The sequence below is a fragment of the Burkholderia sp. 22PA0106 genome (assembly GCF_047497155.1).
Lineage (GTDB): Bacteria > Pseudomonadota > Gammaproteobacteria > Burkholderiales > Burkholderiaceae > Burkholderia.
Genome location: NZ_CP163162.1, coordinates 2,907,979 through 2,925,055 on the forward strand (window position 1 = coordinate 2,907,979; position 17,077 = coordinate 2,925,055).

A 17,077-nucleotide genomic window follows, 5' to 3' on the forward strand; every position below is an offset into this window, starting at 1 on the left:
AAATTTTTTAGGCGGCAGGACTAAACAATCGCCCCGCCGCCCTCACAAAACACGGCAATCAATCGGGCAATGCAATGCCCGACAAACGCTCGCACGCGTCGAGCAGCGCGGCCTGCAAGGCGGTATCGTGCGTGGCCGGATCGGGCCGGCGCAGCTTGCGATGGAAAAAATACTGCCCGCTGACGCGCGCGTTCGCGTCGTCGCCGGCAGCCAGCCACGCCTGCGTGCGATGCGCCTGATCGAGATCGTCGGGCGCGCCGGCGCCGCCCATGCGCGTCGGTACCCAGCCCGGCTCCAGCGCGTTCGACAGCACCTCGGGCCAACGGCGCGCCACCGCGAAGGCGAGCAGCGCGTCGTAGAGCTTGCTCTCCGCGTAGGCCTGCGCACCGGCCCAGCGCCGCCGCGTCCAGTCCAGATCGTCGAGCGCGGCGCGCGTGCCGTGATGCATGCCCGAACTCAGATACACGAGCCGCTGCGGGCGCTGCATCAGCGCGGTGAGCACATACGGCGCCAGCACGTTGACGGCGAACACATGCGGCAAGCCGTCGGCGGTCTCCACGCGCGGCTCGCGATAGCCGACGGCCACGTTGTGGATCACCGCGTCGAAGCGGCCCAGCGCATTGGCCTGCGCGGCCACCTCGCGCATCGCGTCGAGCGTGGCGACATCGCCCGTTACCACGGCCTCGGCGGCCGGGCATTGGCGGCGCGCCTCGTCGGCACGCACAGCGTTGCGGGCATGCAGCACGACGCGATGCCCCTGCTCGGCCAGCAATTGCGCGGCCATCAGGCCGAGCCCGTCGGCCGACCCGGTGATGAAGATGCGTTTCATGGCGGCTCCTTGAGCGAAGGCGTTCAACATAGCGGATTCCGAGTGATGCCGTGCCGCGTGGTTCAGCGCGCCACCAGGCCCGCCAGCACGGTGTCGAGTTCGATTTCGCCCACGCGATGCTCGCAACCCGCACCCTCGAAATCGATCCAGCCTTCGTTGAAGCCGTCCACCATCCGCATGCGCGGCAGCGGATGCTGCATGCCCTGCGAGCGGAACAGCGCGTCCCACGTATCGCGCGGCACCGGCTCCATCCGCACCGCGTGCCCGAGCGCGGCCGCGAAGCCGGCGCCGATGTCGTCGGCGCTGTAGCGGCGCGGGCCTTCGAGTTCGACGATGCGCACGCCGTCCCAATGCTCGCGCAGCATGCTCGCGGCATGGCGGCCGATGTCGGCCGTCGCCACCATCGGAATGGGGTGATCGAGCGGCTGCAGGAACGACGGCACCACGCCCGCGCGCGCGGCCTCCACATCCCAGGACGCGTTTTCCATGAACCATCCCGCGCGCAACAGGCCGACCGGCACGCTCAGCGTGCGCAGCATCGCTTCGGTCAGCTTCGAATTGTTGAGCAGGTTCGGCTCCTCGACATGCGCGCCGACCGTCGAAAGAAACACCACCTTGCCGGGCCGCGTCGCTTCGATCGCCTCGCGCACCGCCACGCTGTTCGCCACCGTATCCGGAAAGCCCGGCGCGGGATCGAAGTTCGACGGCGTCATCAGGAACACGCCCGTGGCGCCGCTGAACGCGCGCGTCATCGAGGCCGCGTCGCCGATCTCGGCGATCGCGATCTCGCAACCGAGCGCCGCCCAGCGCGCCGCCTTGGACGCGTCGCGCAGCACGGCGCGCACCGGTTGCCCCGCCGCCAGCAGCGTACGCGCCACTTCGCCACCCACCTTGCCGCTGATGCCAGTCACTGCATACATGGTTCAATCCTCCGGATCACTGAACGTTTTTTCCTGGGAGCGCATGGCACGCGAGGCGTGCTGCATGCGACCGACCGAAGCGTACGCCGCGTCCGCGCGCCGACGAATGGCCGCGCCGTCAGGACATCGATGACTCCGCGTCACGAGTGGAGGAGAACCGCAACCGTAAAACGTAAAAACGGCGCGAGCCGAAGCATCGCGCCGCGTGGCAAGGCTGCCGCGAATCGCCCGTCAACGCGCGGGCGGCGGCTCCGCATCGGGCTGCACCGACGGCTCGGCCGCGGCGAACGCGGGCAACGCCGACGCGTGCGCGTACAAGCGCATCAGCGTGGGATACGCATCGAGCGGCACGGCAAAACGTTTCGCATTCCAGATTTGCGGCACGAGGCACAGGTCGGCCAGCCCCGGCGTGTCGCCGAACACGCATCGGCCCACGCGCGAATCGGCCGCGAGCCGCCGTTCGAGCGACGCGAAACCCGTCTCGATCCAGTGCGCGTACCACGCGCTTTTCTGCGCGTCGCTCACGCCGAGCGTGCCCTTCAGATACGCCAGCACGCGCAGGTTGTTGACCGGATGGATCTCGCAGGCCACCTGCAACGCCACCGAGCGCACGAACGCGCGATCGGCCGGCGCGGCGGGCAGCAGCGGCGGCTCGGGCCAGCACTCGTCGAGATACTCGACGATGGCGAGCGACTGCACGAGCGGCGGCGCATCGCCGTCGACCAGCGCGGGCACGAGGCCGTCGGGATGGATCGCGCGATAGGCCTCGCCCAGTTGCTCGCCGCCGCCGCGCAGCAGATGCACGGGCGCCTGCGCGGCGTCCAGCCCCTTCAGGTTCAGCGCGATGCGCACGCGATACGAGGCCGAGCTGCGGAAATACGTATGCAGCGTGAGATCAGCCATCGCGGCGCTCCCCGCCGGCCAGTTCGATGCCGCCCGGAATGCCCGCGAGCGCCGGCAGGATCGTGCCGACGCACGGCCCGAAGCCGATCCGGTAGCCGTCGCCCTGGCAGTGGCCGGCCAGCGTCAGCGTATCGCCGTCCTCGATGAAGCTGCGCGTGCCGCCGCCGTTCAGCGCGAGCGGTTCCTTGCCGCCCCAGGTCAGCTCCAGCAGGCTGCCGAACGCATCCTTCTGCGGCCCGCTGATGGTGCCCGAGCCCATCAGGTCACCCACGCGCGTGTTGCAGCCCGACACGGTGTGATGCGCGAGCTGCTGCGCCATCGTCCAGTACATGTGCCGGAAGTTGGTGCGGCTGATGACGGTGGCCTCGCTCGCGCCTTCCGGTTGCAGCAGCACGTCGAGGCGGATGTCGAAGCCGTGCTCGCCCGCGTGGCGCAGGTACGGCAGCGGCTGGGGCTCCTGCTCCGGCTGCGCGACGCGGAACGGCTCCAGCGCGTCGAGCGTGACGATCCACGGCGAGATGGTGGTGGCGAACGTCTTCGAATTGAACGGCCCGAGCGGCACGTATTCCCATTGCTGGATGTCGCGCGCGCTCCAGTCGTTGAGCAGCACCATGCCGAAGATGTGCGACTCGGCCTGCTCGCAGGCCACCGGCTCGCCGAGCGCCGTGGCCTGGCCGATCACGAAGCCCGTTTCGAGTTCGATGTCGAGCCGGCGGCACGCGCCGAACACCGGACGCTCCTGATCGGGCAGCTTCAACTGGCCGAGCGGGCGCCGCACCGGCGTGCCGCTGACCACTACCGACGACGCGCGGCCGTTGTAGCCGATCGGCATTTCCGACCAGTTCGGCAGCAGCGCATTCTTCGGATCACGAAACATCGAGCCGATGTTGGTGGCGTGTTCCTTCGACGAATAGAAATCGGTGTAGCCCGGAATCTCGACCGGCAGATGCAGCGTCGCGCCATCCATGCGCGCCAGCACGCGCTCGCGCAGCGCCGCGTCGTCGCGCAACCGCGGGTTGTCGCGCTCGAACAGCGCGCTCAGTTGCACGCGCACCGCGCGCCACGCCTCGCGGCCGAGCGCGATGAAGGCGTTCAGCGCGGGCGCGTCGAACACCGTGTGCGCATCCGCGCCGGGCACCGCGAGCAGGCCGGCCTGCGCCAGCGCGCTCAGGTCGACGATCGCGTCGCCGAGCGCCACGCCCGCGCGGGGCTGCGCCGATTTCGCGTCGCTGAAAATGCCGAACGGCAGGTTCTGGATCGGGAAATCGCAACCGGCATCGTTGGCCGAATCGAGCCAACTGCGCAGCGAGGGCGCGAGCGTGTCGTTGAGGTCGGTTACGGCGGTCATCGTTGCTCCGGGTTGAAGTGTTTCGTGAGGTCTTGCCAGCAGCGGTAGTAGTTCGCCTGCAATTGCGAGGTGTCGAGCGCGAAGCGCGTCGGGCGGATCAGCGTGCGCGTCTCGAACATGAAGGCCATCGTGTCGCCCACCTTGTGCGGCGTCGATGTATCGGATGCCGAAGCTTTCTCGAACGTGCCCGCATCCGGCCCATGCCCCGACATGCAGTTGTGCAGGCTCGCGCCGCCCGGCACGAAGCCGTCGGCCTTGGCGTCGTACGCGCCGTGCACCAGGCCCATGAACTCGCTCGCGACGTTGCGGTGGAACCAGGGCGGACGGAACGTGTCCTCGGCCGCCAGCCAACGCGGCGGGAAGATCACGAAATCGAGAGTGTCGACGCCCGGCGTGTCGCTCGGCGCCTGCAGCACCAGGAAGATCGACGGATCGGGGTGATCGAAGCTGATCGAGCCGATCGTGTTGAAGCGGCGCAGGTCGTAGCGGCACGGCGCGTAGTTGCCGTGCCAGGCCACCACGTCGAGCGGCGAATGGCCGATCTTCGCGCGCCAGAGCCGGCCGTTGAGCTTGGCCACCAGTTCGAATGCGCCTTCGCGATCCTCGTAGGCGGCGTGCGGCGTTTCGAAATCGCGCGGGTTGGCCAGGCCGTTCGAGCCGATCGGGCCGAGGTCGGGCAATTGCAGCGCCTGCCCGAAGTTCTCGCAGATATAACCGCGCGCCTCGCCGTCCGGCAGCACCACGGTGAAGCGCACGCCGCGCGGAATCAGCGCGACCTGCTGCGGCTCGACGTCGATCCGGCCCAGCTCGGTGGCGATGAACAGGCGGCCCTGCTGCGGCACGATCAGCAGCTCGCCGTCGGCGCTGTAGAAGAAGCGGTCCTGCATCGAGCGGTTCGCGGCGTACACGTGGATCGCGCAGCCGTTCATCGCGGCGGCCGAGCCGTTGCCGGCCATCGTCACCCAGCCGTCGATGAAATCGGTCGGCTCGGCCGGCATCGGCAATGGGTCCCAACGCAACTGGTTCGGCGGCGTGGGCGGCACGTCGGCCGAATCGGCCGCGAACTCCGAGACGAGCGCACGCGCACGCTCCAGCGGCTCGAACGGCAGATGCACGGCGGCCGGGCGAATCCGGTACAGCCAGCTACGACGGTTGTGGGCGCGCGGCGCGGTGAACGCCGTGCCCGACAACTGCTCGGCATACAGGCCGTACGGCGCGCGCTGCGGCGAGTTGCGCCCCTCGGGCAGCGCGCCCGGCAGCGCCTCGGTCGCGAAGTGGTTCGCGAAGCCGGGCTGGTAACCGGTTTCGCCCGGTCGGCTCAAGTCCAAGGTCATGTTCGATCTCCGGTCCGGCGACACGCACATGCGCTCGCCTCAGCAAATTTTTACGCATTGTATAACTCATTACGCATAAATTAATCTGCGTTTACCCGTAGACGGTGGGTGGACGCATGGCGGCATCGCCTCGTGAACGAGGAGCAATGGACGTGCGCGAGCCGTGGCGCGAAGCGCGCGGGAAGAATGGGAAAGACGAGGAGAACGCCGAGAGGCGTGGCGGCGGAGCGAACGCCCCGCCGGCAGGAAATCAAGCGAGTCGGGCCGCCACGACGGCGGCCCGGCGACGCTCAGGACGCGTCGAACATCCCGAAGTAGAGAAACGCGCCGGGCGGCTGCGCGCGGTCGAGCGCACCGCTCGCGCCGACCTGCGCGAGCGCGTCGACGGTCTGCTGGCGATTGGTCACGAGCGTCCAGTCGGTGGACGACGGCGTGTCGACGGTGGCCTCGTTCGGCTCGCCCGGCTCGATCATGTCGGCCGGCAGCGCGTGCAGCACGTCGAGCAAGCGCGCCGGCTCCGGCGACAGGATCAGGAAGCCCTCGTTCGACACCGACGCCTGGCCGATGCCGAGCGCCTCGCAAATCGCCCGCTTGGCCGGCGCGGCGCGCGCCTGCTCGACACGGCTGCGCTCGGCGGCCTCGCGCGCGGAGGCCTCGACGATCACGCCGCCGGCGATCAGCGGCTGCGTCGATGCCCACGCCTCGGGCGGGCAGCCCTTGTTGGCGGGCACCAGAGGAATGAACGGGTTCATCTCGGCCGGATACACGCGACACACCATCGGCCGGATCTCGTAGGCCGTGCAGCGCATGGCGTCGTCGAGGTTCGGGCACGGGCCGGAGAACGAGGCGGCCAGCGTCATGTCCACGCGAATCGGCAGCGAACCGCTCGCGGCGGCAAAGCTGCGGTCGCGCTTGTAATGGCCGAAGGCGTTGTCGGGTTCGGGTTCGGCGAGCCAGGGCACGGCTTCGCAGAGGATGTCGACGCGGCCGCCGCGTTCGAGCCAGGTACGGGCTTCGGCGGGCGTGACGGGCAGGCGCAGGTCGTGGCAGCAATTGCCGCACGACGTGCAGTGAAACGGGATATCGCTCAACGGGGACCTCGTTCGTCGCGTCGGCCGCTGTCGTGTCGAAGGCGGCCTGATTCTGGCGACGAACTATAGCGAGTTTCGGGCGGCCGTGGGTGCCCCCCTGAATGGCCCCCAAAACGCTCCGTCCCGCGCTGCCCCGCTCAACCGGCCTCGGGGGCGCCGCGTTGCGGCTGAACCACGCGCGGCGCGGGCTGAACGGCCAGCACGGGCGCCGGCACCGGAGCCGGCGCGGAGATCGGCACCGAAACGGGCGCCAGCGCCGAGATCGGCGGCGGCGGACAGGCCGCGCCGGCCGGCTGCACGCCGAAACCGATCTGCGGTGCTTCCGCTTCGGCGGCCGCGATCACGGCGGCGCGCACCTCGGCCCCGGCCGCGCGCTTCGGCCGCGATTCGATCTGCACGCGCGACCAGTCCACACGCGCCGCCGAGCGCATCTGGCCCATCAGCACGGCGTGGATCTGGGCCCACACGCCGGCCTGCTGCCAGTCGCGCAAGCGCCGCCAGCAGCTCATGCCCGAGCCGAAACCCATCTCCTGCGGCAGTTGCCCCCACGGAATGCCGGTTTCGAGCACGTACAGGATGCCGGCCATCACGGCACGATCCCCCAGCGGCTTGCGGCCCGGGTAGCGCGTGCGACGCGCCTTGGCCGGGGGAATCAGAGGCTGGATCATCGACCACAGCGCGTCGTCGAGCGTCGGCATCGCTTCGTTCATGGCTCTCTCGGATTGGAATTCTCGGTGCTCATTAAAGCGAGCCACCCTGCCCTTGTCTGTCCTGTAAATCCGGTCCACGCGCAAGATCGGCAGGCCCGTGCAGCGGGCATTCTGTGATCGCACGCAGTGCCGCGCCCGCCCCGCCCGGCGCGGCTCCCAGCCACAGCGCACCCGCCCGCTGTGCGAAAATGCCGACACCCCAGCCCGGAGAGCCCATGGCAGCCCCGATCCCGTCTGTTTTCGATGCGAACGACGCCGACTGCGCACGCGAACCCATTCACATCCCCGGCGGCATCCAGCCGCACGGTTTCCTCCTGTCGATCGACGACGATGGCCGCGTCCTGCAGGCCAGCGAAAACGCCGTCGAACTGGTGGGCGGCGCACCCGACGCGCTGCCCGGCCGCCCGCTGGCGAGCTTCGTCGGCGCAACCTGGGCGGCCGCCATCCTCGCCGCGCTGCACGAGCACGACCCGAACGGCCTGCCGCTCTACGTCGGCTCGATGGACGACCCGCGCGCCGGCCACCCCCGCCCGTCGCCGTTCGCGATCATCGTGCACCGCCACGATGGCCTCGCGATCGTCGAACTGGAGCCCGCGCGCGGCACCACCGAGGTGTTCTCGTCGATGTATCCGCTGGTGCGCACGTTCATCAACCAGTTGCAGGACGTGCAGACCACCGCCGGCCTGGCCGATCTGGCCGCCAGCGAAGTGCAGCGCATCACGGGCTTCGGCCGCACGCTGGTCTACAACTTCGACGAGCAGGGCAACGGCCACGTGCTGGCCGAGCGCATCGAGCCGGGCTACGCGTCGTACGCCGATCAGCACTTCCCGGCCTCCGACATCCCCTCGCAGGCGCGCGCGCTGTACGTGCGCAACCGCATCCGCCTGATCGCCGACGCCGATTACCGACCGGTGCCGCTGGTGCCGCCGCTTCATCCGTCGACGGGCCGCCCCACCGACCTGACCTACGCATCGCTGCGCAGCGTCTCGCCGGTGCACGTGCAGTACATGAAGAACATGCGCACGTATTCGTCGATGTCGATGTCGATCGTCGTGCGCGGCAAGCTGTGGGGGCTGATCTCGTGCCACCACGAAACCGCGCGCGTGCCGCCGTTCGAGGTGCGCACGGCCTGCGAGCACATCGCGCAGGTGCTGTCGCTGCAGATCGAGGCCAAGGAGGATCACGCCGAGGCCGAACTGCGGCTCGACCTGCGGCACATGCTGGCGCGGCTGCTGGCCTCGATGGCCGATACGGAAAGCTTCGTCGACGCGCTGGCCGCCGACCCGCGCGATCTGCTCAAGCTCACGCATGCGGCGGGCGTGGCGATCGTGTTCGAGGGCCGCGTGGTGCTGGCCGGCGTCACGCCGTCGGAGGCGCAGGTGGGCGAGCTGGTCAAATGGCTCGACACCCAGATCGAGGAAATGTTCTGGACCGACAACCTGGCCCGCGACGTGCCGGTGCTCGACGCCAGCCCCGATTACGCGGGCGCGCTGGCCGTGTCGATCTCGCGCCTGTTCCGCAACTACATCGTGTGGTTCCGGCCCGAGGTGGTGAAGACCATCAAATGGGCCGGCGACCCGCGCGAGAAACTCGCGCCGATGGCCGATTCGCTGTCGCCGCGCAAGAGCTTCGACGTATGGACCGACACCGTGCGCGGCTTCTCCCCGCCGTGGCGGCCGGCCGAACGCGAGATCGCGCTCGATTTCCGCGCCGCGCTGCTCGGCATCGTGCTGCGCCGCGCCGAGGAACTGGCCGAGCTGGCGCTCGAACTGGGCCGCGCCAACCAGGAACTCGAAGGCTTCTCGTACACCGTCTCGCACGACCTGCGCGCGCCGCTGCGCCATATCGTCGGGTTCGCCGATCTCCTGCAGGAAATGGAGACGGCGAACCTGTCCGAGCGCGGCCGGCACTTCGTCGACCGGATCGTCAATTCGGCGCGGGTGGGCGGCAAGCTGGTGGACGACCTGCTGTCGTTCTCGCGCATGGGCCGCTCGGCGCTGCGCCCGCAGCGCGTGGATCTCGACGCGATGCTGGCCACGCTGATCGCCGACGCCGACAAGGACGCCGCCCCGCGCAGCATCGTCTGGCAGGCCGGCGCGCTCGGCGCGGTGATGGCCGACCCGGTGCTGATCCACCTGGTACTGCGTAATTTGGTGGAGAACGCTGTAAAATTCTCCGCCTCTCGCACCCCCGCGCGCATCGAGATCGGACGCTACGCGGGCCAAAACGAGCTGGCCGGGCAGGACGTGTTCTTCGTCAGCGACAACGGCGTGGGCTTTGACATGCGCTATGTCGACAAGCTGTTCGGCGTGTTCCAGCGGCTGCACCATGTCGATGAATTCGAAGGCACAGGCATCGGTCTTGCTTCCGTGAAACGGATCGTCGAGCGGCACGGTGGCCAGGTATGGGCGCACGGCGAGCTCGAACAGGGCGCGACGATCTCGTTTTCGCTGCCGCGGGTGTTTGCCGGCTCGGAGACGGAATTCGAGGAAAGCGCGAACAGCGCCGCCGCCCGGCTCGAAGCGCTGGCACCGGCGCGACGTTCGAAACCGGTGCCGAAAGATCAGAAATAACGCGTGTCGCACGACAGCCCGATGCGGGCCTCATCCCGGCATCGGCAATTCAAGTAACGGAGCAAGTGTGTTAAGACCGATTCTTCTGGTGGAAGACAACCCTGACGACATCGAACTGACGATGATCGCGCTCGAAAAGACGCGGCTCGCGAACCCCGTGGTTTCGGTGCGGGACGGCGAGCAAGCGCTGCAGTTCCTGCGCCGCGAAGGCAAGTGGGCCGACCGGCCCGACCAGAGTCCGGCCGTGATCCTGCTCGACAAGAAGCTGCCGAAGATCGACGGGCACGAAGTGCTCAAGAGCGTGCGCGGCGACGCCAGCCTGCGCCACATTCCGGTGGTGATGCTCACGTCGTCGCGGGAAGAGCAGGATCTGCTGCGCAGCTACGATCTCGGCGTGAATGCCTATGTCGTCAAGCCGGTGGCGTTCGACGATTTCATGGCCGCGATCAACGATCTCGGCATGTTCTGGGCGGTGCTGAACGAACCGCCGCCCTACCAGCAACGCTGACGCCGCCGCGCGAGGCCTGCCGCGCCTCGCGTCGCCGCTTTGCGGCAGCCCTTGCCGGCCAACCCGGTCAGACGAACTTCGGCAAACGCACGCGGAACGTCGCGCCCTGCGCCGGCCCGTCGCTCTCGGCGACGATCTCGCCGCCCTGCCGGTCCATCAGATTGCGCGCCAGCCACAGGCCGAGGCCCAGCCCGGCGACGCGGCCACCGCCGTCGACGGTGGATTGCTGGAAGCGCTCGAACACGCGCTCGTGCATGCCGGCCTCGATCCCGCGGCCGGTGTCGCTCACCACCAGCTCCACCTGATCGCCCACGTACGCGATCGACACCTCGATGGTGCCTTCCTGCGTGAACTTCACGGCATTGGTCAGCAGGTTCCAGACGATCTGCTTCATGCGGTGTTCGTCGGCCATCACGGTGGCCGGCATCAGGCGGTCGGCGAGCAGCGTCAGCCCCTTCGCCTCGATCATCACCCGCATGTCCTCGATCACGATGCCGGCCAGCGCGCCGAGATCGACCGGGCGCGGGAACACCGACAGCTTGCCGGTCACGATCGCGCCGCTGTCGAGCAGGTCGTCCACCATGTGCGCGAGCTGGCGGCCGTTGCGGTTGATCACCTCGCCCGCGCGCGCCACCAGCGACGGCTCGGGCGAGCGCCGCATCAGTTCGCACCAGGTCAGGATCGCATTGAGCGGCGAGCGCAGCTCGTGGCTGACCGTCGTGATGAAGTGATCCATCGCGGTGGCCATGCGTTCGCTTTCCTCGCGCGCGCGCTTCTCGGCCGCCGCCGTGGCCTGGCTTTCGAGTTCGGCCTGCTTGCGGTCGGTGATATCGAGCGTGAAACCGAGCACCGAACTGAGCACGCCGTTGCCGTGATAACGGGCCACGCCGCGCACGAGAATCCAGCGCGGCGCGCCGACCCGCCAGCCCACCCGGAAATCCACCTCGAACTGGCCGTGCGCGTCGAACGCCTGCGTCATCGCCGCGTGCAGGCGGGCGCGGTCGTCCGGATGGACGATCTCGTCGAACCAGCGATCGCGCGTGAGCGCCTCGCCGGGCGCCACGCCGAGATTGGTGCGGCACTGGTCCGTGCATTCGATGCGGCCGGTCAGCGGCTCCAGCTCCCACGCGCCGACCTGCGAGAACGCCATCGCGATCTCGAGCCGTTCCTGGTGCTCGCGCAACTGGGCGCGCGCCTCGTCGGCCACCACCTGGCGCAACTGCGCCTGCGAGCGCAGCTTGGCGCGCTCGCGCTGATCGCGTTCGTACTCGGCCACATGATCGGTGGCCTCGCTGACGAGCACCGCCATCGCGCCGGCCAGCACCGGATCGGCCGATACCAGCGGCGTGGTCTTGATGCGCCAGTAGCGCGGCACCTGCGCCGGCTCGCCGCCTTCGGACGGCATCGGCATCTCGTAGCGGAACACCGGCGACCACGACGATTCGCGACCCGGCGGCGCCTGCAGGGCGTCGTCGAGCCATTCGCGACGCGCCTCGCGCTGCGCGGCCGTGCCGAACTGGTTGATATCGTGGATGTGCAGGCCGACCACCGCGTCGAGCGACACGCCGAGCAACTCCAGATAGCGTCGGTTCGCCAGCACCACCTCGTGCCGCGCGTTGACGATCAGATAGGCTTCGGGCAGGCAATCGAAGGCGGCGGCCGCCGCGCTCAGGGCGGCGATGCCATGTGAAGGGCCGAAGGCGTCGGCGCGGAAATCGTTCATGGTCGTGCGGCCCGCCTCACGCCGCCACGGTGGCTGCGCGATGCGCACCGGCCAGGCCCACCAGGCGATCGAACGCATCGCTCGCGCCACGGCACGCATCGGCGATCTGGGCCGGCGTCGCCACTTCCGCGGCCAGGCTGCGCACGAACGCCTTCCAGCGCGCCGACAAGCCGTGGCGGCCGGTCGCGAGGAAGCCGAGCGGATGCGGCGCGAGCCGCTCGTGCAGGCGCTGATACAGCACCGCGCCGCCCATCTGCGAACCCTCGATCACATAGCTGACGCCCCAGCGGTAGGCGCTGCTCGCGCCGGCGGGCCACCACGGCGCAACCGCGGCCGGGCCGGGCGGCACGGCGTGGTGCGGCGCGGCGGCCAGATCGGCGTCGATCAGCGCGACGCGGCTCACGAGCGGCAAGGCCGCCGGATGCGCGGCGGCGGCGTCGCCGCACGCGGCGAGCCAAGGTTCGAGCGGCGCGAGCCAGGCGCGCAACACCAGCAGATGCGCGAGGTAGTCGCGCAGGTCGGCCGATTGCGCCGACAGCGGCATCAGGTGATGGAGTTGTTCGTGCTGCTCGCCGGTCGCGTCGCGCAAGCCGGCCAGCACGGGCGGGATGGCGGAAGCGGCGGAAGCGGCGGGTACAGCGGACGATGCGGAAGCAGGAACCGCGGCTGACAGCGCGCGAGCGGTATCGGCGGCAGGCGCTGCCGCGCTCCCGGCCATGGCGGGGGACGGCGATGCTGCGGCGGCATCGGCCAATCGGGATTCGTCCGGCATCGGAATCGGTTCCTCGGTTGAACTCCGCCGCGAGCGGCATGAAACGCGGCGGATGAATCGGTCAGCGCACCTGGCGCGGCGCGCCGCCGACACCAGCGCGACTATCTCACGCTCATGCCGGCGGCGCACGTTTTAATCACCTGCGAAGCTCGCCCTTTGGCGGCGGCTCAACCTGCCCCATCCTCGCCGAGACGCCGCTTGATCATCGCGTGCAGCGTGTCGAACGCCAACGGCTTGCGCGCGTAGTCGATCGTCGGATTGTGGGCCAGCGGGAAATCGAGCGCCGCGCTGCAGAAGATCACCGGGATCGCCTGCCAGCGCGGATCGCCCGCCAGCGCCGCGCACAGTTCGACGCCCGACATCACCGGCATCATGTAATCGGTGACGATCAGATCCGGCACGGTTTCGCGGATGCGGTCGAGCGCGATCGCACCGTTCGACGCCGTGACGACCGCGTAGCCGCATTGCTCCAGCAGCAGACGCCACACGGTCAGCATGTCGAACTCGTCGTCCACGACCAGGATGGTTTTCATCGCCGGCTAGCCATCCGTCATCGGCCGGTGCAGCATGGTCGTCAACCCTTGCGACGACAGCAGGCCCGACGCGCCGATCGCGTTCGGCGTGACGTCGAGGCCATCGGAGGTAATGATCAGTTCGCGCAGCGAGGTGTCGTGCGCGCTCTCGCGCTGCTTGACCACCGACACCATGCGGCGCAGGCGGCCGTCGGCCTCCACGTAGCGCAGCAGGATCAGGTTCTCGGTCAGCGCCGACAGCCGCATGCCCTTGCCGTGCGCCGGGTCCGCATAGAGCGGCAGTTCCTCGGTCAGCAGCGTGGTGATGCCCGAATCGCGCAGCGCGTGCGTGAACGCGTTCAGGAACAGCCCGAAGCGCGCGGGCCGCAGCGCCGAATCGCGGAAACCTTCCATGCCGTCGATCACGAGCCGATCCGCGCCCGAGCTGCGGATCAGATCGAGCGTGGTGGCGGCCAGTTCGTCCACTTCGAGTTCGACGGCCGGCTGCCACTGCATGATCAGCCGCCCGTCCGCGAAGCCTTCGCGCAGCCGGATGCCGACCGATTCGGCCTTGCCCACCAGCCGCTGCGGCGATTCGTAGAAGCCCAGGTACACCACCTTCTCGCCGCGCTCGACACCGGCCTGGAGAAACTGCAGCGCGAGCAGCGTCTTGCCGACGCCGGCCGGGCCGATCAGCGTGGTGGTCGAGCCGCGCACGAAGCCGCCGCCGAGCAGGTGATCGAGATGCGGCAGGCCGGTGCCGAGCCGTTGGCTCAGGTCGCGTTCGTCCTCGAGATTCGCGTAGCGCGCCTCCAGGCGCGGATACATCGCGTGGCCACGGCCGGTGATGCGGAAGAAATGCTTGCCGAGCATGTGATTGCGCGCGCGCATCTTGTGCACTTCGATCTCGCGCGCGCGGCGCATGCCGTCGCTGTAGCGGTTCAGTTCGATCAGGCCGTCCACCAGCGTGTGTTCGGGGTGCGGCTCGTTGCCGGACAGCGGCGCGAGCAGCAGCGTGGTGCAGCCCATGGCCGCCACCAGCGCGTTCAGCTCGTGGATGAACTTCGACAGCGACAGCTCGGTTTCGCTGAATTCGCGCGCGCTGCGGAAGCCGTCGATGATCAGCAGGCCCGGGCGGTAATGCGTGAGGCTGGACGCGATCAGCTTCAGGAAGCCGTCGAGGCCGTCCTTCATCAGCTCGTGATAGCCCGACACGAACATCATCTGCTGGGCGACGGCGGCCGGATCGAAGAATTCGAGCCCGTTCAGGTGGCCCAGCAGCTTGTCGTGCGATTCGGCGATCAGCGTCATGTAGAGCACGCGCTCGCCGCGCTTGACGCGGTGGAAACCGATCTGGCTCGACAGGATGGTCTTGCCCGCGCCGGCCATGCCTTCGATCAGATAAAGGCCGCCACGCACCAGGCCGCCGCCGAGGATCTCGTCGAGCCCCGGCACGCCCGTCTCCACGTTCTCGGGCAGCCCCATGCCGCGCGGTGCGAGCGCCCCGGACGGCGTGCTCGATTGTGGGTCGGGCGCCGGATGTTGCGGCTCGGATTCGTCCTGGATCATGTTCAGTCGTTCAGATGTCGATGGCAGTCCCGGCGGGCCGGGCACATGCGCGCCCGATGATGGCGGCGGCGTTTGAGTCCCGCGATTCTAACGTGCGCGGTGCGGGCCGCTCGTCTTTAATCGCAGCAAAAGCCGCGCCCGGCGGCAACCGGGCGGGGGGACGTCGGGGTGGACGCAGGCGCTGGGCGGGTTGGCGGTGGGCAGTTCGGCGCTGGTGCTCGGTGCTCGGCTTTCGGCTTTCGGTGCTCAGTCCTCAGTGCTCGGTGCTTAACCCTCGACGGTTCGCCGCTCGACCACCCGCCACCACGCCCAGCCAAAGCCGGCACGATGGCCGGCACGACGCTCAGGCCGCCAGGCCAGTCATCAGGACGGATGCCACAGGCCGGTGGCTGACCATCTTGTTCCAGACCGGCGACGGCATCGCGTCGATCACCGTGGTGGCCACCACGCGCGCGGCGTCGATCGTCGGTTCGAGCACGCGGCGCAGGCCGCGGCCCGTTTCGATATCGGACACGGTGTAGCGCGGATGGCCGTCCGGCGCGAACAGCGGCGAGCGGTGGACCGCCCAGGTGCGGCCGCGGCATTCGAACGGCATGCCCATCGTTTCCAGCCAGCCGCCGTTCAGCGCGATATGGAATACCACGCCCTCGATCCGGCGCGGGGCGTCCGGTCGGGGGTACATCATCGATTTTGCGTTCATGGGGAACCTCGATTCGTCAAACCTGGATGTCTCGCCCACCGCTCGGCGGCGCGATTTTTTTCAATGCAATTGCAGAATTCGGTCTGTCACACGGGCCCGCCGGGATCGGCGAGCGCCCGGTGAACACGTAGTGGTGCAGCTCGGCCTGCGCGTCGAGATAGCGCTGCGACGGCAGCGTGGCGAGCCGCGCGTCGAACGCCGTCATCAGGCGCTCCAGCTCGCGGCGCTCGTCGTCGCGCAACAGCTCGGCCGCGCCGCCGCGCAGGCGGAGGTAGCACTGTTCGAGCGCGCGTTCCGCGCGGCGGTACGGCGCGGCTTCGTCGTCGATCTCGCCCGCCTCCCACCCATCGCCCGCCTCGTCGGCCTGCCGCGCGGCGGCCCGCGCCGCGCGCACGGCTGCCGGCGAACGCAGCAGATAGGCGATCTGCACCGTGCTCAACAGCAGCGCCAGTTGCTCGGGCGCGGCTTGCGCGCCGCGCAGCGAGGCCAGCGCGAGGTGATGGCGCAGGCGCACGCGGCGCAAGGCTTCGGCCGGCAACGGCAGCAATTGCGAGCGGTTCAGCGGGCGTCGCTTCATGGCGGCTTCCGTGCTCAGGCCGCCGCGCGCAGAGCCGGCGTCACCGCCAGCGCCGCGATGCGCTCGGCAAGCGCGATCACCTCGTTGGCCGCGCCGGTCTCGAACGGCGTCAGGCGCAGCTTGTCGGCCTGCAACTCGCGGATCGCCACCAGCCCGTGCACGTTCACGTAGGCCGCCACCACCGCCCATATCTCGGTGTCCACCCAGGCGCTGGCCGGCAGGTTCAGGCCGATCCGGCCCGCCGCCACCAGCGCGCGGTAGTCGCGCTCCTCGCGCAGCGGCGCGACCGACAGCGGCAGGTTCAATTCGAAGCCGGCGCGCGTAAGCGCCGTGAGGACGTCGTGGGCGGACTGCGTGGCGATCATCGGGAATCCTGAGAAGGGGCAGGCTCTGGGTGCGCGCTTCGGGCGCGCCAACCATTCGGGAAGCGGCACGGGGGCACCCGGCCCACCGTGCCGCCGCATTCACGCTCAGGCCGGCGGCCGCACGGTCAGGAAGCACCAGCCGAAGTAGCAACCGGTTACCCCGCCCGTCACCAGCAGCGTGGCCAGCGTCCACGACACCACCGACGACGCGAACCAGGCCTCGTAAGCGCCCCACGCAGACAGCACGTACAGCAGCGCCGCATACACCACCGCCCGCATCAGGCGGAACACCGTCTGGGTGCGACGCAGCGCGCCTTCCAGCGGGCTGCGCACAGCCACCCGGAGGGCATCCCACATCGACCAGCACACCATCGCGAACAGCCCGACGGCAATCAACCTCACTAACAGTGCTTCGTTCATTGGTCTCTTCCTTTTTGTAGAAATTACACCTCGGCTCGGTGCCGTAGTAATTCGGCACGCCGCCTCGCGACGACAAACGCCCGGCCCACAAGGTTTAGCGGGCGATTGGAGCTCGATGGGCGATACCTAAGGGCAAGAAACGGGCCAGCTTGAAACAGGGCGGGAGGACGGCAGAATGCCGAGGTGATTTCGGACAGACGTGCTTTTTTACGAACCGCGCAAA

General features: G+C 69.1%; 16 protein-coding genes and 1 pseudogene. 2 read left to right on the forward strand and 15 right to left on the reverse strand.

All coding sequences use genetic code 11. From position 1 onward, the window contains the following. Window positions 1-58 precede the first annotated feature (58 nt). The 7 genes and pseudogenes from AB4850_RS12525 to AB4850_RS12555 all read right to left on the reverse strand — a co-directional run. Complete coding sequence (locus AB4850_RS12525; RefSeq protein ID WP_414440123.1) at window positions 59-829, reverse strand: SDR family NAD(P)-dependent oxidoreductase; 771 nt, start codon at window positions 827-829, stop codon at window positions 59-61. A gap of 62 nt (window positions 830-891) precedes the next feature. Next, on the reverse strand, window positions 892-1,749 hold the full coding sequence (locus tag AB4850_RS12530) for an NmrA family NAD(P)-binding protein (protein ID WP_414440124.1): 858 nt from the start codon (window positions 1,747-1,749) through the stop codon (window positions 892-894). Window positions 1,750-1,980: 231 nt separating this feature from the next. Further along, on the reverse strand, window positions 1,981-2,652 hold the full coding sequence (gene maiA, locus AB4850_RS12535) for a maleylacetoacetate isomerase (RefSeq protein ID WP_414440125.1): 672 nt from the start codon (window positions 2,650-2,652) through the stop codon (window positions 1,981-1,983). Continuing rightward, window positions 2,645-4,000 (reverse strand): fumarylacetoacetase, encoded by a 1,356-nt coding sequence (fahA, locus tag AB4850_RS12540; protein ID WP_414440126.1) that lies wholly within the window; start codon window positions 3,998-4,000, stop codon window positions 2,645-2,647. Before fahA ends, maiA begins: the two co-directional genes overlap by 8 nt. Continuing rightward, complete coding sequence (gene hmgA, locus AB4850_RS12545; RefSeq protein ID WP_414440127.1) at window positions 3,997-5,334, reverse strand: homogentisate 1,2-dioxygenase; 1,338 nt, start codon at window positions 5,332-5,334, stop codon at window positions 3,997-3,999. The genes fahA and hmgA overlap by 4 nt, the downstream gene beginning before the upstream one ends. 290 nt (window positions 5,335-5,624) lie before the next feature. Beyond that, complete coding sequence (locus tag AB4850_RS12550) at window positions 5,625-6,425, reverse strand: YkgJ family cysteine cluster protein (protein WP_414440128.1); 801 nt, start codon at window positions 6,423-6,425, stop codon at window positions 5,625-5,627. Between the two features lie 359 nt (window positions 6,426-6,784). Beyond that, window positions 6,785-7,135 (reverse strand): annotated as a pseudogene (locus tag AB4850_RS12555) (transposase); the annotation flags it as partial. 215 nt (window positions 7,136-7,350) lie between these two features. Between AB4850_RS12555 and AB4850_RS12560 the strand changes: the two are divergent. Together AB4850_RS12560 and AB4850_RS12565 are read left to right on the forward strand one after the other, a co-directional pair. After that, window positions 7,351-9,708: an ATP-binding protein gene (locus tag AB4850_RS12560; RefSeq protein WP_414440129.1), complete on the forward strand. Its 2,358-nt coding sequence runs from the start codon at window positions 7,351-7,353 to the stop codon at window positions 9,706-9,708. Window positions 9,709-9,775: 67 nt separating this feature from the next. Continuing rightward, window positions 9,776-10,216 carry a response regulator gene (locus tag AB4850_RS12565; protein ID WP_414440130.1) on the forward strand — a complete coding sequence of 147 codons (441 nt, stop codon included), beginning with the start codon at window positions 9,776-9,778 and terminating at the stop codon, window positions 10,214-10,216. 67 nt (window positions 10,217-10,283) lie between these two features. Here the strand turns inward: AB4850_RS12565 and AB4850_RS12570 are convergent, their stop codons facing one another. The 8 genes from AB4850_RS12570 to AB4850_RS12605 all read right to left on the reverse strand — a co-directional run bounded on the left by AB4850_RS12570 (window position 10,284) and on the right by AB4850_RS12605 (window position 16,854). After that, the gene (locus tag AB4850_RS12570) at window positions 10,284-12,017 is read right to left on the reverse strand and encodes an ATP-binding protein (RefSeq protein ID WP_414440131.1); all 1,734 of its coding nucleotides are present in this window, start codon (window positions 12,015-12,017) and stop codon (window positions 10,284-10,286) included. Next, entirely contained in the window at window positions 11,956-12,540 is a 585-nt protein-coding gene (locus AB4850_RS12575; RefSeq protein ID WP_414440132.1) for a biliverdin-producing heme oxygenase, read from the reverse strand. The genes AB4850_RS12570 and AB4850_RS12575 overlap by 62 nt, the downstream gene beginning before the upstream one ends. Before the next feature lie 338 nt (window positions 12,541-12,878). Next, a complete protein-coding gene (locus AB4850_RS12580; protein ID WP_414440133.1) occupies window positions 12,879-13,244 on the reverse strand; it encodes a response regulator in 366 nt (121 codons plus the stop codon). Window positions 13,245-13,250: 6 nt separating this feature from the next. After that, the gene (locus AB4850_RS12585; protein ID WP_414440134.1) at window positions 13,251-14,792 is read right to left on the reverse strand and encodes an RAD55 family ATPase; all 1,542 of its coding nucleotides are present in this window, start codon (window positions 14,790-14,792) and stop codon (window positions 13,251-13,253) included. 343 nt (window positions 14,793-15,135) lie between these two features. Then, a complete protein-coding gene (locus AB4850_RS12590; RefSeq protein ID WP_414440135.1) occupies window positions 15,136-15,492 on the reverse strand; it encodes a hypothetical protein in 357 nt (118 codons plus the stop codon). A 16-nt stretch (window positions 15,493-15,508) separates the two neighbouring features. Continuing rightward, the gene (locus tag AB4850_RS12595; protein WP_414440136.1) at window positions 15,509-16,069 is read right to left on the reverse strand and encodes a hypothetical protein; all 561 of its coding nucleotides are present in this window, start codon (window positions 16,067-16,069) and stop codon (window positions 15,509-15,511) included. Between the two features lie 14 nt (window positions 16,070-16,083). Then, window positions 16,084-16,434 (reverse strand): hypothetical protein, encoded by a 351-nt coding sequence (locus AB4850_RS12600; protein ID WP_414440137.1) that lies wholly within the window; start codon window positions 16,432-16,434, stop codon window positions 16,084-16,086. 105 nt (window positions 16,435-16,539) lie between these two features. Then, complete coding sequence (locus AB4850_RS12605) at window positions 16,540-16,854, reverse strand: hypothetical protein (protein ID WP_414440138.1); 315 nt, start codon at window positions 16,852-16,854, stop codon at window positions 16,540-16,542. Window positions 16,855-17,077: the final 223 nt, after the last annotated feature.

What these genes read in the sequence shown, in the direction of transcription:
- maiA (WP_414440125.1), bottom strand. Translation starts at nt 2,652, where the DNA reads ATGGCTGATCTCACGCTGCATACGTATTTCCGCAGCTCGGCCTCGTAT.
- AB4850_RS12605 (WP_414440138.1), bottom strand. Translation starts at nt 16,854, where the DNA reads ATGAACGAAGCACTGTTAGTGAGGTTGATTGCCGTCGGGCTGTTCGCG.
- AB4850_RS12600 (WP_414440137.1), bottom strand. Translation starts at nt 16,434, where the DNA reads ATGATCGCCACGCAGTCCGCCCACGACGTCCTCACGGCGCTTACGCGC.
- AB4850_RS12530 (WP_414440124.1), bottom strand. Translation starts at nt 1,749, where the DNA reads ATGTATGCAGTGACTGGCATCAGCGGCAAGGTGGGTGGCGAAGTGGCG.
- AB4850_RS12525 (WP_414440123.1), bottom strand. Translation starts at nt 829, where the DNA reads ATGAAACGCATCTTCATCACCGGGTCGGCCGACGGGCTCGGCCTGATG.
- AB4850_RS12560 (WP_414440129.1), top strand. Translation starts at nt 7,351, where the DNA reads ATGGCAGCCCCGATCCCGTCTGTTTTCGATGCGAACGACGCCGACTGC.
- AB4850_RS12590 (WP_414440135.1), bottom strand. Translation starts at nt 15,492, where the DNA reads ATGAACGCAAAATCGATGATGTACCCCCGACCGGACGCCCCGCGCCGG.
- fahA (WP_414440126.1), bottom strand. Translation starts at nt 4,000, where the DNA reads ATGACCGCCGTAACCGACCTCAACGACACGCTCGCGCCCTCGCTGCGC.
- AB4850_RS12580 (WP_414440133.1), bottom strand. Translation starts at nt 13,244, where the DNA reads ATGAAAACCATCCTGGTCGTGGACGACGAGTTCGACATGCTGACCGTG.
- AB4850_RS12570 (WP_414440131.1), bottom strand. Translation starts at nt 12,017, where the DNA reads ATGCGTTCGATCGCCTGGTGGGCCTGGCCGGTGCGCATCGCGCAGCCA.
- AB4850_RS12585 (WP_414440134.1), bottom strand. Translation starts at nt 14,792, where the DNA reads ATGATCCAGGACGAATCCGAGCCGCAACATCCGGCGCCCGACCCACAA.
- AB4850_RS12595 (WP_414440136.1), bottom strand. Translation starts at nt 16,069, where the DNA reads ATGAAGCGACGCCCGCTGAACCGCTCGCAATTGCTGCCGTTGCCGGCC.
- hmgA (WP_414440127.1), bottom strand. Translation starts at nt 5,334, where the DNA reads ATGACCTTGGACTTGAGCCGACCGGGCGAAACCGGTTACCAGCCCGGC.